Source organism: Nocardioides sp., assembly GCF_047602075.1.
Classification (GTDB): Bacteria; Actinomycetota; Actinomycetes; order Propionibacteriales; family Nocardioidaceae; genus Nocardioides.
The window spans coordinates 1654365-1670868 of the sequence record NZ_JASGIF010000001.1 but is presented as its reverse complement, the minus strand read 5'-3'; the positions used below and the strand labels follow the sequence as shown (position 1 = coordinate 1670868).

Sequence of the window (16504 nt, the reverse complement as noted above, 5' to 3'; positions counted from 1 at the left end):
CCTAACCTCCCATATTCGGAAGATATGTTGACACGATAGGCGGAGGTTCCTACCATGTCAACATGGTCGACCTTTCGAGTCAGCGCAAGACGCTCGCTCAGACTGTGGCGGAGGACCTGCTGTCGCAGATCCAGGCTGGAGCGTTTGCCCCAGGCACCAAACTGCCCGCCCAGCGGCAGTTGATGGAGACCTATGGGGTGGGCGCCAACGTGGTGCGCGAGGCGTGCCAGATGCTCGTCATGGCAGGTGTGTTAGACGTTCGACCTGGGCGCGGGTCAACGGTGGTCGGCGTCTCCTCCGATCGAGCTCTGGGGCCCGACACCGTTGCAGCTCTGCTGGAGAACCAGGCCATCCTCGACCTGGCCGAGTTTCGCCAGGTGATCGAGGTCGAGATCGCGGAGAAGGCCGCGGCGCGAGCGGAACCCGAGGACATCGAGGCGATGCAATCAGCGCTGGAGTCCTTCGAGGCTGCGCTTGAAGCGCACGAGTCGGTCTACGACTCTGACATCGAGTTTCACAAGGCTGTGGCGCACGCTTCCCAGAACCAGGTCTTCGTCAACGCCCTCGATGCGCTCGGAGACCTCCTTCGAGTGGCACGTGAACGGACCGCCGCGGTGCCAGGCACCACCGAGCGCGCCGCCGAGGAGCATAGACGGGTTTTCGAGGCCGTACTTGCACGGAACCCTGCAGCAGCGAGGGCCGCGATGGCAGCACACATGACCACCGTTGCTGAAACGACCCGGGCCATGCAGATCGACACCGGTGAACGTTCTGATCGCCGGTCGCAGCGTCCCGAGCAGGAGTTGGACAGTGGCCCCAGCTGACCCCCCGATCCGGGTTGGCCTTCTGCAGATGCAAGCCGTGGACTCAGTGCCCGCCAATCTCGCCAATGCGGCCGTCTTGGTCAGCAAGGCAGCGCAGGCGGGAGCGCGGATCGTGTGTCTGCCGGAGCTCTTCGCCACGCCCTACTTCTGCCATGACGTCGACCCGGCCAACTTCGCCTATGCGGAACGACTCGATGGGCAGACGGTCGAGACGATGAGAACAGTAGCGAAGCGACACGGTGTCACCATCGTCGCTCCCATCTATGAATGCGCTCCTGATGGAAAGAACTACAACACGGCGGCGGTCATCCATGGGGATGGCACTCTCGCCGGGGTGTATCGGAAGTCCAGCATCCCCAGGTCAGTGATGAGCGATTGGGTGAGCGTCGAACAAGACTATTTCGCTCCGGGTGACACCGGCTTCCGAGTCTTTGATGACCCGAGCGGGATCCGGGTGGGCATCATGATCTGCTACGACAGACACTTTCCCGAAGCGGCCCGAGTCCTGGCGTTGCGAGGTGCCGATCTCATCCTGGTTCCTGCCGCAACGGGAGGGCCATCGCGCAAGTGGTGGGATGTCGAGCTCCGAGCCCACGCGATCGCGAATATCTGCTACGTGGCCGGCGTCAATCGGGTGGGGTTCGATGACCACGACGTCGATCGACCTTTCTACTACGGAGCAAGTCTCATTGCGGCTCACGACGGCTCGATCCTTGCGTCGGGCTCTGAATCGACCCAAGACGTCGTCGTGGCTGACCTGGACCTCATGGCTATGAAGCGTGCGCGTGAAGAACTTGGTTGGCTGCGCGACCGTCGGCCCGATCTCTACGGCGATCTCACCAACTGAGAGTGATCCGATTCCTCGAAAGACAACTGAATACAGCCACGGCCGTCCCGCTGGGATGTTCGAACAATGCCAGAAGAAGCGAGGAAAGAGTAATGAACCAACAGCCGTTGGGCGCACAGTTGCGCCCTTCTCGTAGGGGTCTCATCGCGGGAGGCGCCTCAGTTCTCGGGCTCATGATGCTTGGCGCGTGTGGGAGCAAGAACGGTGGATCCAGCGGAGGATCAGGGGGTGGCGGCTTGAAGGGCCTCAAGTTGAGCGGCACGCTTCAAGATGCTCCACTGCCGGGCAACCAGTACAAGACCGTGGTAGCGCCGGCTTGGGACAAGAGCGTCGGCTCAACGATGAACCTCTCGCTCACCGACTACGACTCCCTCTACCAGAACGTCGTGCGTGACCTCACCAGTCGCAGCGGCGAGTACGACGTCTTTGGTCTCGACCTCCTGTGGACCGGACAGTTCGCCGTTGGTGGGTCGGTGGAGTTCCTCGACGATATGGTCGCGAAGGATGCGGACCTCAGCAAGAATGTGAATAAAGTCCTCCTGGACGGCGTTCGGTGGCAGGGCGATCTGGTCGGCCTACCCGCCACCAATCAGAGTTGGAATCTGTTCTACCGCAAGGACGTTTTCGAGAAGCAGGGCCTTCAGCCGCCCGAGAACTGGGACGATTTCCTAGGGATCGCGAAGGAATTGACCCACGACTGGGCAGGTGACGGCAAGGATCATTACGGCGTCGCGATGAACTGTGTCCGCGGTGCGCCGGTGGCCCATGACTGGCTCGGATACTTCGCGGCCATGGGCGGTCAGGTCTTCGACAACTGGCCCGACACCGAAGCGACGAACTACAAGCCCCAACTGAACAGCGATGCCGCCGTCCAGGCGCTTCAACTTCTCATGGACATGCGCCAGTACGCTCCTGGCGATGTCTTGACCTATGACTGGAACAAGACCCAGGCGGCCTTCGCCAGCGGCAAGGTCGCGATGATCTGTTCGTGGAACGACGGCACCGCGGCGCAGGCTTTTGCTGATGGCTCACCCATCGCGGACAACGTCGGCTGGGCTCGGCTCCCCAACTCTCCTGGAATCGATCGCTTTGACCCGCGCGGTTTCTGGGGGATCTCGGTGAACGGTGCCGGCGACTCGACCAATGCGGCGTTCAACTTCTTGGCATTCGGACTCAGCAAGGAGATGCAGCGCCAGATGGTCGCGAACCTCCCTGGCACCGTTCCGGTTCGCGACGATCTCATCGGTGAGTTGAAGTCGGACTCCGGACCGAACGCCTACCTGGGCTTCATCGAAGAGATCAACGGAAACTCCAACCCGATGAACTTCGCGTGGCGACCCACGCTGCCTGAGTGGTCGAGCATCCAGGACGCCCTCGGTCTGGCGCTGAACCAGGCGCTGACGGGCCAGGCCAGCGTGACCGATGCCCTCAACCAGGCCAATTCGGAGGTTGAGAAGGCCATGGAGAAGGCCGGTCACTAGCGATGGGCCTCCTGGGGTGGGCCGACTGAAGCGTGGTCGGCTCACCCTCCGGGGGGAAGCCCGAATCTCCTGCAGCTTGTTAGACGAAAGGAAGCGGTGTGCCCGATCAATGGCTTGGTGGCGTGTACGACCCCAGGGAGCGTGAGCGAATCGATGTGCGCGATCCGGCGACGGGGAACGCGATCGACGACGTCCCGCGTGGCACTGTCGAGGACGTCGAGGATGCGGTCTCGCGTGCGGTGGACGCTTTCGCGACCTGGCGGCGTCTGCCCACCGGGGAACGCGCAGGGCTCCTCCACGGCGTCGCCTCCGGAATCCGAAGTCATCAGGACTCGCTCGCCCGGTTGCTCACCCTGGAGAGCGGAAAGCCGCTGCGCGATAGCGTCGCAGAGCTCGATCTGGCTGCAGAGACCTTCGACTTCTATGCCGAAGTGGGTCGGACTGATGTTGGCAGGATGATTGCCCCTGGGGATCCCGATCAGATCGACTTCACCAGGTATGAGCCGTACGGCGTCACCGCCTGCATCACGCCCTGGAACTTTCCCCTCCAGCTCTTGGCGTGGAAGATGGCGCCAGCCCTCGCGGCCGGCAATCCGGTCGTCGTCTTGCCCTCGCCGCTGACACCGCTGGCAACCCTGAAGTTCGCCGAGGTTGCGACAGGCCACCTTCCGCCGGGCGTCGTCAGCGTGCTCACCGGCTTCGGCCCGGAGGTCGGCGAGGCGCTCGTCCTTCACCGCGATGTCCCGCACATCGCGCTCACTGGATCCGTGCAGACCGGACAGGTCGTGATGGCTCAGGCGGCGAAGCGTCTGAAGAAGCTCACCCTTGAACTCGGTGGCAAGGATCCGCTCGTGGTCGCTCCAGACATGAGCGTCGACGAGGCGGTGCCGCCGATCGCCTTCGCTGGGCTCCTCCATGCTGGCCAGTGCTGCACCAGCACCGAGCGGGTCTATGTCCCCAGGGCCTCATTCGAGGAGTTCACCGAGGCGCTGGCCGCGTTCGTGAGTGTCATGCGCCTCGGCCCTGGGATGGACTCGACGACCGACATGGGGCCACTGATCAACAACGATGCTGTCGACCGGGTGGCAAGCCAGGTCGACGAGGCCGTCATCGGCGGGGCCCGACTCGTGACCGGTGGCAGGCGGGAGGGCGTGGAAGGTGGGAGCTTCTACGCGCCCACTGTGCTTGCCCACGTCGACCCAAGCTCTCGGCTGATGAGAGAAGAGATCTTTGGTCCCGTCCTTCCGATATCCCCGTATGACGACTTCGACCACGTGATCGCGATGGCGAACGACAGCGAGTTCGGTCTCGCAGCCTCCTTGTTGACGCGAGACGCCGCTCTTGCGAAGAGATTCTACGAGGAAGTGGATGCGGGAACGATCTACATCAACGACCCCCTCACGCCAAACTACGCCGCCCCATTCGGCGGGATGAAGTCGAGTGGTCTGGGCCGTGAGCTCGGTGTCGAGGGGCTGGATCAGTTCCGACAGGTTAAGCATGTCCACTGGGACGTGGTTGGTCGCGCTAAGGACGCGTGGCGCACGTCGTGAGCTGGACGATGCGTCAGCAGCGCGCGGGTGCGCCACGACGACGGCGCGCACGGCGCGCGGGTGCGCCACGCTGGTGGGCAAGGGCCGGATTTCTAGCCCCCGCGCTCACCGCCCTCGTCCTGACGGCGATCTATCCCGTCGTGTTCCTCGGTGTCACCAGCGTTCTCAACTGGCGGTTCAACCGACCGGACCTCGGCATCTCGTTTGCGGGAACAGACAACTTCACGCAGCAACTTGACTCAGCTGGGACCTTCGTCCCAGCGCTGATCCGATCGTTGGTGTTCGTCGGCATCACAGTCAGCGTCGAGACCATTCTCGGTGTGCTGATCGCCCTTCTTCTCTATCGGGACTTCAAGATGAAGGCCGCTGTCGTGGCGGTCTTGGCGCTCCCGATGATGCTGACTCCAGTCGCCGTGGCATACATCTGGCGCTACATGTTCGACGCCGATGGTGGAATCATCAATGCACTCCTTGAGAGTGTTGGAATCGCGGGCCCTGTGTGGTTGCAGTCTGTCGATCCACCGTGGCTCTCCTTCGCCTCTGTGATGATCGTCGACGTGTGGCAGTGGACTCCCTTCATGATGCTGCTTGCGCTGGCGAACTTGGCTGCGATTCCCGAGGAGGTGATCGAAGCCGCTCGCATCGATGGCGCGGGAACGTGGCAACTCATCAGGCGGATCATCTTGCCCCTGATGACTCCGGGACTGCTCGTAGCCGTCCTGTTGCGTTCGATGACGGCCTTCAAGGAGTTCGACAAGATCTTCATCATGACGGGGGGTGGACCGGGGTCGTCGACTGAGTTGGTCTCCTATCGGATCTACGTCGATGGACTTCGTGAGTTCGACTTCGGCGCCGTGGGAGTATCGGGCCTGCTGATCACCATCATCGCACTGATGTTCGCCTCGACGTTCCTCGGCGTTTCGCGGAGGTTGAGCAGATGAGGCGTGGTCACGCGTGGATGCGGATGGGGCTAGCGGCCGCCCTAGGGGTGGTCGTCGTGTTCTCTGTCTTCCCGACCTACTGGGCGCTCATGTTGTCCTTCAAGCCGCCCGGGATGGAGCTCTCGCAGTCGCCAGACTTCATTTTCAGGCCGACCCTGCAGAACTATGACGCCGCCCTGCCCACCCTGTGGCCGTATGCGAGTCACAGCATTGTCGTAGCAGTGGCCTCCACGACACTGTCCATGGCCGCCGGATGCTTGGCTGCCTATGCGATCGCTCGGTTCGGGATTCGAGGCCGAGAGGGATTCATGTTCGCGATCTTGGTGACGCTGATGGTGCCTCCGATCGTGATCGCTATCCCGCTGTATCTGCTAGCCATCGAAACCGGAACGCAGGGAACCCTGCTCGCAGTCGCGCTCGCGCAGGCGCTGTTCAACACGCCGATGGTCGTATGGATGATGCGGTCGTTCTTCGAAGACGTCCCCATTGCGATCGAAGAGTCGGCCCAGATAGATGGCGCGTCGACGTGGAGGACCTTCATCTACATCGCTCTCCCTCTGGTCCGCCCCGGAATCATCGCGACAGCGACCTTGAGTGCCTTTTATTCGTGGAGCGAATTCTTGCTCGCTAACACCTTAGCAGGCCCTGACAGCCAGACTCTGCCGGTTCGGATCGCGGGTTTCAATCGAGATGCGTCAGAGGTGCTTTGGGGGCAACTTGGAGCGACGATCGTAGTCAGCATTGTTCCGACGATTTTGTTCACATTGTTAATTCAGCGCTACCTGGTGCGTGGCATCACCTTCGGTGCAGTGAAGGACTAGGTTGACGTGAACCCGGGAGGAGATCTGTGAAGATCGAACGAATCGAGCTAGTGCCCCTGAGGTGGCATCTAGACACGCCGAAGTGGGATGCCCATCTTGATATCCGCTTTCGAGACTGCCTCCTTGTCAAGGTCCATACCGATGAGGGAGTTGAAGGGATCGGCGAGGCCGCCGCTTTCGGATCGGCCATGGGGGCGGTCTCGTCGGTCATCCGCGATCAGTTGTCGCCGCTGGTGGTAGGAGAGGACCCCCTGCGGATCGAAGGCATCTGGCGGAGGATGTACGACGCGACGATCCACCTGGGCAGATCGGGCATCGTGATGGCGGCGATGAGCGGCATCGACATCGCACTCTGGGACATTGCAGGCAAGGTGGCGGGCCTCCCGCTGTACAAGATGCTCGGTGCGGTGACCGGGAGGCTCCCCTGCTACGCGAGTGGTGGTCTCTATGAACGGGGTTCGTCGCCCGAACATGTGGCCGGAGAGGTCGTCGCCTATGCGGAGAGGGGTTTCACCGGAGCGAAGGTGAAGGTTGCGGGCGCCGACTTGAAGGATGACCTCGCTCGCGTGGAGGCTGTTCGGGCAGCCGTCGGCGACGCTTTCGACCTCATGGTGGATGCGAACTGTGGCTACTCCGTTCAGGAGGCGGTCGACTTCTCTCGGGCTGCGGCTGACGTCGGTCTGGCTTGGCTTGAGGAACCGGTTCGAGCGGACGATCTCGATGGTGCCGTCGAGGTGGCTCGGCGCTCAGCCGTGCCGATCGCCGGGTATGAGTCCCAGTCATCCAGGTTCGTCTTCCGAGATCTCATCGTTCGGGGCGCGGTGAGTGTCGTTCAGGCTGACTGCATTTGGGCAGGCGGCGTGACGAACGTTCGCAAGATCGCTGGACTGGCGGATTCGTGGCACCAGAAGTTCGCGCCGCACGTCTTTTCATCTGCCGTCGCGCTGGCCGCGAACTCACATCTGCTCGCGTCCTGCCCCAACGCAGGGCCACTGGAGTTCGATGGGCAGCCGAATCCGCTCCGTGACGAGATCGTGTTGAACCCTCGCTTCCCTCATGACCTCGGGGTCTACCAACTTCCAGAACGTCCCGGACTAGGCCTGGAGCTAAATCCGGATGGACTGGAGAGGTACCGGATCAGTGTGGCGAGGGGTTAGCGGAGCCGATGGCTACCCTCGGCATCGACTTGGGAACATCGTCGCTGAAGGCGGTGATCGTCGAGGGCGATGAGATCATCGTCAGATCAGGTCGTTCTGTTCCGAAGCCGGGCCAGGATTCAGCCGGTCGCGTGGAACTTGATGCAAGGGCCTACGCGGACCTGGTGCGCGAGGTCATACAGTCCTGCATCGCGGAGGTCGGCGTCATTGACGGCGTGGCGATAGTGGGTCAGACCCCGACCATGGTTCTGGCCGACTCGTTGTTGCGGCCGGTGCGGCCAGCATTGAGTTGGATGGACGCACGCGCCGTGACGGAGGCGGCGATGCTAAGCGAGCGACTTGGGGATCCGATCGCGACAGTGGGGACTTCGTTGCCCTGGGCCGCCGCGAACCTGCCAGCGAAGCTGCTGTGGTTGCGAAGGCACGAGGCTGATGTCCTTGATTCGGCGCGCTGGGTGCTTCAGCTAAAGGACTACATCGCGGCGCTCCTCACTGGACAACCGTGCACCGATAGCTGGTCGTCGAAGGGACTGACGCGGGTCGACCGGCCCGAACCGGCCCTGCCGGTTCTTGAAGTTGCGGGGCTCTCGCAGGACGTCTTGCCTCCGGTGAGGGACCCTTGGTCCACGGCCGGCGAGGTCTCCCGGGCCGGGTCGGAGTGGTCCGGCATTGCGCAAGGGACCGTTGTTGGCGTCGGCTGGAGTGATGCCCTCGCCGCCATGGTTCCCCTTGGAGTGTTCGATGACGAAATGGAGTTCGTCGCAACGGGGACTTCCGACATTGTTGGGTTCTCATTCTCAGGACCGCCCCTGTCTGGTGGCGAGGGACTCCTTGAGGTTCCGGCTGCTGCCACCGGGACATTGACCGTGCGTTATGGACCGACGCAGTCAAGTGGGGGGTCCCTTGCGTGGTTGGCGAGCCTCTTGGGACTGACGGTCGACGAGTGCCTGCGGCGAGTCGGTGAGATCGTTGACTGGGATGTGCCGACGTTCCTCCCCTATCTAGAAGGTGAGCGAGCGCCGATCTGGCGACATGATGTAGCGGCGATCTTTGAGGGCGTGCGAGGTCGGCATGACCGCGGCGCATTTATTCGCGCGGTCTTACTGGGCGTGGCGTGCAGCGCGCGTCACGTCCTCGAGTCGGGCGGACGGTCCCTGCCCACTTCAGGCATGGTCCGCTTGGGAGGGGGACCTAGCCGCAACCAACACTGGTCGTACTTGAGAGCAGCAGTGCTTGGACGTCCTGTCGAGGTGCTCGCCGAGTCCGAGCTGTCCGCCTTGGGAGCCGCTCTGCTCGCTCGCGCCGCAACGGGATGCAGCCTCCGTGGTCTGGCAACCGGCGTGTTGGCCCGTGCCACGGTCGTCAGACCGTCTGTAGAGGATGTGGCAGCTGGGCAGGTCGCCTATGAGAAGTACAGCCGCGCTGTGGCTGTCGCGTTGGGAGCTGGATAAGTTGGTCGAGATTTCCTTTCCGGAGGGCGTGGTTGCTGTTGTCCGTACGACCGACGAAGCCCTCGGCAGAACGGTCTGCCTCGGCCTTGCGCAGGTCGACGGCATTGCCATCGAAGTGACCCTGACGACGCCAGGGGCGTCGAGTGTCATTCGCGAACTCAGCTCCATGGGGGCGCGGGTGGGAGCCGGAACGGTGCTCGGTGTCGCCGAGGTTGATGAATGTGTGCAGGCCGGCGCGACGTTCATGGCTAGCCCGGTCACAGACGCGCGTGTGATCGATCGAGCGCGGAGGCATGGGGTTCCGTTCGCGCCTGGAGTGATGACTCCAACCGAAGCACTCACGGCACGGAGTCTCGGCGCGCCCGCCGTGAAGGTGTTCCCGATCAATGCGGTCGGGGGCACCGCCTTCATCACGACGCTTCTCGAACCGATTCCCGATCTGGCGACCGTCGTATCGGGCGGCGTCAAGCTGTCCGACATCGCGGAGTATCTGGATGTTGGCTCGCACGCAGTATGTGTCGGGCGATCGCTGATCGATGCCCCCGCTGCGGCAGCGGGGGACATCGACAGCGTCGGCGCGACCGCGAGGCGTCGCCTTCGGGAGGCCGCCGTCCAGAGAAGGGCTGACGGTGGTGGCCCATGTTGACCCGGACGCGGGATCGTCCTGACCCAGGCGGGCGCTACCTCACCTCGGCCCGACGCAGCGCCCACAGCCCGATGGCCATCGGGATCACCAGCCAGGGGAGCGAGGCGACGGCGACATGAGCCCACTGCTCACCGGTCGGCCAGCCTTCGAAGAGCGCGCTCTGGGCGAAGTTGAAGTCCAGCCACGGCTGGAGGTCGCGCCACCATTGCTGGTAGGCGGCCAGCATCGCCGAGAGTCCGCCGAGCACGAAGCCGTAGACGAAGTAGGCGACGATCGCGGCCGGTGAGTTGCGCAGCACCACGCCGAGCATGAAGCCGACCGCCATGCCGAGCAGGTTGGCGATCACGATCGAACTGAACTCGCCGACGCTGACGTTCCACACCGTGTCGACGCCCACCAGAGCGGAGCCGACGAGGTTGCCGAGGGCACCGACGGCCAGCGCGATCAGCATCGACACCACGCCGATGATCGCGGCGACCACGGCCTTGGCGCGGATGATCCGACCGCGGTGCGGCACCATCGTGAACGTCGCCAGCCCACTGCGCTGGGTCCACTCACTCGTCACCGACAAGATCGCGAGCATCGGCAAGATGATCGTCATCGGGATGCCGATCGCGCTGGCGAACGCCTCGAACGTGATCTGGTCGTCGGGCGCGAAGGCGATGATCGCCCCGGTCGCGATGACCGAGAGCACCACGACGCTGGCACACAGCCACCAGCCAGCCCGGGTGTCGAAGGTCTTGCGCAGCTCGACGCCGACGAGTCGGGCGAAGGATGGCGGGGAGTACGTCGCGCGCACCTGACTTGGGTCACGCGCTTGGGTTGTGTCGGGTCGTAGGCCTGTGACCTGTGGTGATGCGGTGGGTTTGGTGGGTTTCCACGCACTAACGGGGTCGGTTTAGGGTCACTGGATGGCGTTCATCCGACGGGTCCGAACGGCGTCGGGCGCGACGGCGGTGCAGGTCGCGGAGTACGCCGGCCAGGGCCGTCAGCGGATCGTGAAGCACCTCGGCTCGGCCCATACCGAAGCCGAGCTCGGGCTGTTGCTGGAGCAGGCCCGCGAACTGCTGGCCGATCCGTCACAAGGACTGCTGCCGCTCGAGGTCGAGCCAACGCCGGCGGTGGCTGGGCTGGTGCCCGAGGTCGGCGAGCCGCTCCTGTTCGACGTTGCCGGGCGTGACTCGGGTATCGAGGAGGACCGTGTTGCTCGGGGTGCTGGCAGGGACCGGCCCGGCCGGGTGGTGGCGACGGGGTCACGGCTGCTGTACGAGGCTCTCACGGCGGTCTACGACGAGCTGGGATTCGACGTGCTGGGCGACGAGACGTTCCGGAGCCTGGTGGTGGCGCGGATCGTGGAGCCGACCTCGCTGCTTGACAGTGCCCGGGTGCTGGCCGACCTGGGTGTTGCTGCGTCGTCGTATTCGACGATGAAACGCACCCTGCGACGGGTCAAGACCGCCAAGTACCGCGACCAGATCGCCGCCAGGTGCTTTGCCCATGCCCTCTCGGCCGGGGACGTCTCACTGTGCCTGTACGACGTGACGACGCTCTACTTCGAGGCCGAGAACGAGGACGCGTTTCGCAAAGTAGGCTACTCCAAGGAGCGTCGCATCGACCCACAAATCGTGGTCGGCCTATTGGTCGACCGGCAGGGATTCCCCCTGGAGATCGGCTGTTTCGAGGGCGACACGGCAGAGACGACCACGATCGTCCCGATCATCGAACAGTTCGCTGACCGGCATGGCATCGCTGACATGGTCATCGTCGCCGATGCCGGGATGCTCTCGGCGAAGAACCTCACCGCTCTGGACGGGGCTAACTTGAGGTTCATCGTCGGCTCCCGCACCACGAAGGCACCCATCGACCTGGCCTCCCACTTCCGCTGGCATGGGGACGCGTTCACCGACGGGCAGATCATCGACACCACCACACCCAAGAACGCCCGGGTCATCGACAACGACGAACTGGAAAGGGTCGAACCGATCTGGGACCGGCAGCAGCATCCGGGATCGTGGCGGGTGGTGTGGGCCTACTCGGCCAAACGCGCGGCGCGTGACAACAAGACGCTCACCATTCAGGAGAACCGGGCCAAGGACGTCATCGCCGGTGAGAAGAAGGCGAAGGCCACCCGGTTCGTCAAAACCAGCAAGGGCAAACCCACCCTGGACGAGGCATCACTGGCACGGGCTCGCCGGCTGGTCGGGTTGAAGGGCTACGTCACCAACCTCGACGCCACGACGATGCCCGCCGCCGAGGTCATCGCGAAGTACCACGACCTGTGGCACGTCGAGCAGTCCTTCCGCATGTCCAAAACCGACCTGCGCGCCAGGCCGATCTTCCACCACACCCGCGACGCGATCGAGGCCCACCTCACCGTCGTGTTTACCGCACTGGCCGTCGCCCGCGAGGCCCAGAACCGCACCGGGCTGGCGATCGGCAACATCGTCCGACAGCTACGCCCGCTGCGCAGCGCGACCATCGCGATCAACGGTGCCCGGCAGACCTTCAGGCCCGAAGTCACCTCAGGGCACCAAGAGATCCTCGACGCACTGAACTCGCCCGGCGTCACGCACTAACGCGTTTGGCCCAACTCAGGTCGGGATGCCGATCGCGCTGGCGAACGCCTCGAACGTGATCTGGTCGTCGGGCGCGAAGGCGATGATCGCCCCGGTCGCGATGACCGAGAGCACCACGACGCTGGCACACAGCCACCAGCCAGCCCGGGTGTCGAAGGTCTTGCGCAGCTCGACGCCGACGAGTCGGGCGAAGGATGGCGGGGAGTACGTCGCGCGCACGCGGCTCGGTGCGGCGTCGGTGGCTGGCAGGGTCGTGGTGGTCATGCTGCTGCTCCAGAGGTCGGGGCGCTGTCGCGCTGGGTCTCGGCGGTCAGATCGAGGAAGATGTCCTCCAGACCGCCACCGTCGGCGGGCCTGAGGGTGGTGAGGGGTACGCCGGTCGCGTGGGCGACCAGTCCGATGGCACGGGTGTCGGTGTCGACCCGCAGGCCGCCCTCGACCGGGGTGGCGTCGTGGCCGGCACGGATGAGTGCGTCGGCGAGCCGGGGTTGGTCGGCGGAGTGGGCGGGAGCGACGTACGACCCGGCGCCGGCCAGCAGGTCGGCCTTCGAGCCCTGCGCGACGATGCGGCCCTGGCCGATGACCACGATCTCGTCGGCGATGACCTCGATCTCGCCGAGTAGGTGCGAGGACAACAACACCGAGCCGCCAGCGCCGGCGAACTCGCGAAGCAGGTCGCGCATCCAGCGGATGCCGGCGGGGTCGAGACCGTTGGCCGGCTCGTCGAGGATCAGCGTGTGTGGGTCACCGATCAGCGCGGCCGCGATCCCGAGCCGCTGCCGCATGCCGAGTGAGTAGTTGCGCACCCGACGGTCCGCCTCCTCGTCGGTCAGCGACACCAGGTCGAGCATCTCCTGCACGCGGGTGCGGGGGAGTCCGATGGTCTGGGCGGCGATCGCAAGGATCTCGCGGCCGGTGCGGCCGGCATGCTGGGCGGAGGCGTCGAGGAGGACACCGACCTCGCGGGCCGGGTTCGGCAGATCGGCGTACTGCTCACCTGCGATCGTCGCGGTGCCCGACGTGGCCGGAGTGAGTCCGACCAGCACTCGCATGGTCGTGGACTTTCCGGCGCCGTTGGGACCGAGAAAGCCCGTGACGAGGCCGGGTTGAGCGGTGAACGAGACGTCGTCGACGGCGCGGTAGCCGCCGTAGACCCGGGTCAGATGAGAGACATTGATCATGGCTGCGAGCCTGCCCGCTCCACCACCGTCACCACATCCGGGAGCGCCCCCGGCTCGACCCTGAACCGACCCCGGGGTAGTCCCCGGCTCGGTCGACGGGGGCCTCGCCGACGGCTGCGGGTTGGGGGTATCGCGGGAGTCCGCCAACACCGATGATGAGGTTTGTGCCCACCACCACTCCCGCCGACAAGGCGGCCGCCCTCCTTGCCCTGCACGCCGGCCCCGGCTTCGTGCTCCCCAACGCCTGGGACGCCGGCTCCGCCAGCATCCTCGAACAGGTCGGCTTTCCCGCGATCGCCACGACCAGCGCCGGCATCGCCTGGTCGCGCGGTGTGCCGGACGGAGGCACGCTCGACCGCGACGAGATGCTCGACCAGGTCGGCCGGATCGTGGCCGCGGTGAGCGTGCCGGTGACCGCGGACCTGGAAGCCGGGTACGGCGACACGGCGGACGATGTCGCCGACACCATTGCCCGGGCCGCGGAAGCTCGGAGCGGTTGGCGCCAACCTGGAGGACGCCGACAGCGACGGCCTGTTCGAGGTCGAGAAGGCCGTCGAGCGGATCACGGCAGCCAGGCAGGCGGCGCCCCGGGGCACGTTCGTGTTGAACGCTCGCACCGACACCTACTTCGCCGGCACCAGCGGCGAAGTCTTCGCCGAGACCGTCGAGCGAGCACGGCGCTACGTCGATGCAGGCGCCGACTGCGTCTTCGTGCCCGGGGTCGTCGAAGCGGACACGATCCACCAGCTCGCCGAGGCCATCCCGGCCCCGCTCAACATCGTGGCCGGGCTGTCCAACACCATCCCCGCGCCGACCCTCTTCTCTCTCGGCGTCCGACGGGTCAGCTTGGGTGGCAGCCTGGCTCGAGCCGCCCTCAGCGGATTGGAGCGTGCCGGCCGGGAACTGCTCGACGCGGGGACACTCGGCTTCCTCGACGGCGCGATCGGCTATGCCGACCTGCAGCGCCGCTTCAGTTCCTAGCCCTCACTCCACCGGGAACCAGTTCCCGTGGATGGCCAGGTCGACCAGGTCGCCGCGAGAGACGACGGGGCTGGCGGCGACTGGATCGGCATCCACCGCCGGGCCGTTGGAAGCCCTCAGGTCGATCACCTTGCCGTCCCTGCGGAAGTAGGTCACCCGCGCGGTAACCACCCCCGGGTCGGCGCCGGCGACGTCGGGGCGACCGATGGTCCACACGGCCCAACCGTCGTCGGTGGAGACGCAACCGGTCCGCCGACTCTCCTGCATCTGCATGCAGCGCTGCTGCATCAGGTCGGGATCGATCGACTGTCCGAGGACCGCGTCGTAGTCGTAGGCCATCGCGTCCACCGCCCCGCCCTGGAACAGCCGCTCCGCCTGGCTCCGCTGGGCGACCCGCTCGAGGCTGACCTCCGTGCTCGGGCCGGGAAGGGCGTCGGCGAGGATCGTGGACAACTCCGTCGGAGTCGCGATCCTGACCGTCGGCGGGTTCTGCTCGCCGGCGGCGTACGACGTCGTGTCGAGGTCGCCTCGTGCCGGGGTCGCCGTCCGATCGGGAGCAGCGGGCTGCAGAGTCGTGGCCCAGGTGGTGCCGAGCACGGCCACGGTGGCGAGCGCGGCACCGCCCATGGCCAGCCCACGGCGGCGTCGGCGGCGATCGCCGACCGCCATGGCAGACGTGATCAGGTGGTCGTCGGGGACGAGCTCGTCGGTGACGTTGTGCATCAGCACGGCGAGTCGGCCCTCGGTGTCGTGGGTCATCGGTGTTGTCCTTCCTCGAGTGTGGGCACGGTGAGGAACTCCTCGCCCAGCTGATCGCGCAGCCGCGCCAGCGCTCGGCTGGAGCGGCTGCGCACAGCCTGGTTGGTCAGCTGGAGATCAGCCGCCACCGACGCGACGTCCTGGTCGAGCAGGTAGCGCTGTACCACCACGGTCCGGTCCAACGGCGCCAGCGAACGCAGCGCCTCGACCAGGCTGTGCCGCAGTTCGACGTCGACCCCGTCGGTAGCCGCCTGCTCGGGCGGCTCCGCCATCGGTCGTTCGCCAGAACTCTTCCGTCTGCGGCCGTCGATGAAGGTGCGGACCAAGACGGTGCGGGCGTACGCCGCCACGTTGCCGGCCTCCCGGACCCGCCCCCAGCGGACGTAGATTCGGGTCAGCGTCTCTTGGACCAGGTCGTCTGCGGAGTGCCGATCGCCCGCCAGCAGCCAGGCAGTACGAAACAGCTCACCGGATCGCGCTCGCGCGAACTCCTCGAACTCGGCCCGCTGGGCTGCCCGCATGGTTGTTCCTCCTCATCCTCCTCGACGGGGTGGCTCAGGGAGATGTGTCATGACGTGCCTTGTGGGCGATCAGCGGGCCCGAGCGTCGACGACGCTGGCGGTGAAGATCCTGCTCGTCTCAAGGAGAGATAGTGCGGCATCTCTACGACGCCCCGACGATCCGCAGCGCGATGTCGACGTAAGCGTCGGCGAGCTCCTCGGGCGAGGACGGGCCTTCGGTGCTGTACCAGCGTGCGATGTCGACACCGAGCGAGAGCAGCGCGGTGGCCGCGATCCGCGGCTGAGGACAGTCGAAGGAGCCGTCGGCGACACCGCGCTCGACGAGGACGTGCACCTCGTTGCTGATCTGTCGGCGGAGCTCGCGGACCTCGGCCCAGTGCGCGGGGGTGAGCGCAGCCAACTCGTAGTTCACGACCCGGGCGCTGGTGCTCTCCATTGCGTGGTGACGAGCGAACTCGCGCACGGCGTTGCAGAGTTGCTCGACGGTCGAGCCGCCGCGAGCGACCGCCTCCCGCAGCAACAGGAGAGTGCGCTCGTGGCCGGAGCGTGAGATCTGGTAGAGCAGCTCCTCCTTGGAGCGGTGGTGCACGTAGACCGCAGCCGGACTCATCCCCGCGGCGGCGGCGATGTCACGGGTCGTGGTGCCGTGGAAGCCGCGCTGGGCGAAGGCCCCCGCGGCGGCTCGCAGCAGCCGGCTGCGGCTGTCCTCGCCCGTCGGCGGCTGGCTCGTGCTCATCTCGCTCCCTCCTGCTCGGCCGTTGACCGAGG

General features: G+C 65.4%; 17 protein-coding genes and 1 pseudogene. 12 read left to right on the top strand and 6 right to left on the bottom strand.

The annotated features are described in order from the left end of the window. Positions 1 to 62 precede the first annotated feature (62 nt). The 9 genes from QM714_RS08410 (at position 63) to QM714_RS08370 (ending at position 9718) form a co-directional block, all read left to right on the top strand. Positions 63 to 824, top strand: a complete 762-nt coding sequence (locus QM714_RS08410) for a FadR/GntR family transcriptional regulator (protein ID WP_415099416.1) — start codon at positions 63 to 65, stop codon at positions 822 to 824. Then, positions 763 to 1671 (top strand): nitrilase-related carbon-nitrogen hydrolase, encoded by a 909-nt coding sequence (locus QM714_RS08405; RefSeq protein ID WP_415099414.1) that lies wholly within the window; start codon positions 763 to 765, stop codon positions 1669 to 1671. Before QM714_RS08410 ends, QM714_RS08405 begins: the two co-directional genes overlap by 62 nt. A 236-nt stretch (positions 1672 to 1907) precedes the next feature. Further along, entirely contained in the window at positions 1908 to 3152 is a 1245-nt protein-coding gene (locus QM714_RS08400; RefSeq protein WP_415099412.1) for an extracellular solute-binding protein, read from the top strand. Between the two features lie 98 nt (positions 3153 to 3250). Further along, positions 3251 to 4702: an aldehyde dehydrogenase family protein gene (locus tag QM714_RS08395; RefSeq protein WP_415099410.1), complete on the top strand. Its 1452-nt coding sequence runs from the start codon at positions 3251 to 3253 to the stop codon at positions 4700 to 4702. Between the two features lie 140 nt (positions 4703 to 4842). After that, the gene (locus QM714_RS08390) at positions 4843 to 5643 is read left to right on the top strand and encodes a carbohydrate ABC transporter permease (RefSeq protein ID WP_415099408.1); all 801 of its coding nucleotides are present in this window, start codon (positions 4843 to 4845) and stop codon (positions 5641 to 5643) included. Positions 5644 to 5699: 56 nt separating this feature from the next. Then, the gene (locus QM714_RS08385) at positions 5700 to 6464 is read left to right on the top strand and encodes a carbohydrate ABC transporter permease (RefSeq protein WP_415099406.1); all 765 of its coding nucleotides are present in this window, start codon (positions 5700 to 5702) and stop codon (positions 6462 to 6464) included. 26 nt (positions 6465 to 6490) lie between these two features. Continuing rightward, entirely contained in the window at positions 6491 to 7621 is a 1131-nt protein-coding gene (locus QM714_RS08380; RefSeq protein WP_415099404.1) for a mandelate racemase/muconate lactonizing enzyme family protein, read from the top strand. An 8-nt stretch (positions 7622 to 7629) separates the two neighbouring features. Continuing rightward, on the top strand, positions 7630 to 9072 hold the full coding sequence (locus QM714_RS08375) for a xylulokinase (RefSeq protein ID WP_415099402.1): 1443 nt from the start codon (positions 7630 to 7632) through the stop codon (positions 9070 to 9072). Between the two features lies 1 nt (position 9073). Then, positions 9074 to 9718: a bifunctional 4-hydroxy-2-oxoglutarate aldolase/2-dehydro-3-deoxy-phosphogluconate aldolase gene (locus QM714_RS08370; protein WP_415099400.1), complete on the top strand. Its 645-nt coding sequence runs from the start codon at positions 9074 to 9076 to the stop codon at positions 9716 to 9718. 34 nt (positions 9719 to 9752) lie between these two features. Here QM714_RS08370 and QM714_RS08365 read toward each other — a convergent pair whose 3' ends face one another. After that, positions 9753 to 10517 carry an ABC transporter permease subunit gene (locus tag QM714_RS08365; protein WP_415099398.1) on the bottom strand — a complete coding sequence of 255 codons (765 nt, stop codon included), beginning with the start codon at positions 10515 to 10517 and terminating at the stop codon, positions 9753 to 9755. A gap of 112 nt (positions 10518 to 10629) precedes the next feature. Here QM714_RS08365 and QM714_RS08360 point away from each other — a divergent pair, with 112 nt between their 5' ends. Continuing rightward, on the top strand, positions 10630 to 12294 hold the full coding sequence (locus tag QM714_RS08360) for an IS1634 family transposase (protein WP_415096759.1): 1665 nt from the start codon (positions 10630 to 10632) through the stop codon (positions 12292 to 12294). Between the two features lie 15 nt (positions 12295 to 12309). On the opposite strand, the gene QM714_RS08355 is transcribed toward QM714_RS08360, so the two are convergent. Both QM714_RS08355 and QM714_RS08350 read right to left on the bottom strand, forming a co-directional pair. Beyond that, positions 12310 to 12558: a hypothetical protein gene (locus QM714_RS08355; protein WP_415099396.1), complete on the bottom strand. Its 249-nt coding sequence runs from the start codon at positions 12556 to 12558 to the stop codon at positions 12310 to 12312. Continuing rightward, on the bottom strand, positions 12555 to 13475 hold the full coding sequence (locus QM714_RS08350) for an ABC transporter ATP-binding protein (protein WP_415099394.1): 921 nt from the start codon (positions 13473 to 13475) through the stop codon (positions 12555 to 12557). Before QM714_RS08350 ends, QM714_RS08355 begins: the two co-directional genes overlap by 4 nt. A gap of 152 nt (positions 13476 to 13627) precedes the next feature. Between QM714_RS08350 and QM714_RS08345 the strand changes: the two are divergent. Both QM714_RS08345 and QM714_RS08340 read left to right on the top strand, forming a co-directional pair. Next, a pseudogene (locus QM714_RS08345) lies at positions 13628 to 13903 on the top strand (isocitrate lyase/phosphoenolpyruvate mutase family protein); the annotation flags it as partial. 25 nt (positions 13904 to 13928) lie between these two features. Then, positions 13929 to 14456 (top strand): isocitrate lyase/phosphoenolpyruvate mutase family protein, encoded by a 528-nt coding sequence (locus QM714_RS08340; RefSeq protein ID WP_415099392.1) that lies wholly within the window; start codon positions 13929 to 13931, stop codon positions 14454 to 14456. A 3-nt stretch (positions 14457 to 14459) separates the two neighbouring features. On the opposite strand, the gene QM714_RS08335 is transcribed toward QM714_RS08340, so the two are convergent. From QM714_RS08335 to QM714_RS08325, 3 genes are all read right to left on the bottom strand, one after another. Beyond that, positions 14460 to 15215, bottom strand: a complete 756-nt coding sequence (locus QM714_RS08335; protein ID WP_415099390.1) for a hypothetical protein — start codon at positions 15213 to 15215, stop codon at positions 14460 to 14462. Then, positions 15212 to 15736 carry a SigE family RNA polymerase sigma factor gene (locus QM714_RS08330; RefSeq protein ID WP_415099388.1) on the bottom strand — a complete coding sequence of 175 codons (525 nt, stop codon included), beginning with the start codon at positions 15734 to 15736 and terminating at the stop codon, positions 15212 to 15214. Before QM714_RS08330 ends, QM714_RS08335 begins: the two co-directional genes overlap by 4 nt. Before the next feature lie 142 nt (positions 15737 to 15878). Next, positions 15879 to 16472: a TetR/AcrR family transcriptional regulator gene (locus QM714_RS08325; RefSeq protein WP_415099386.1), complete on the bottom strand. Its 594-nt coding sequence runs from the start codon at positions 16470 to 16472 to the stop codon at positions 15879 to 15881. Positions 16473 to 16504 lie beyond the last annotated feature (32 nt).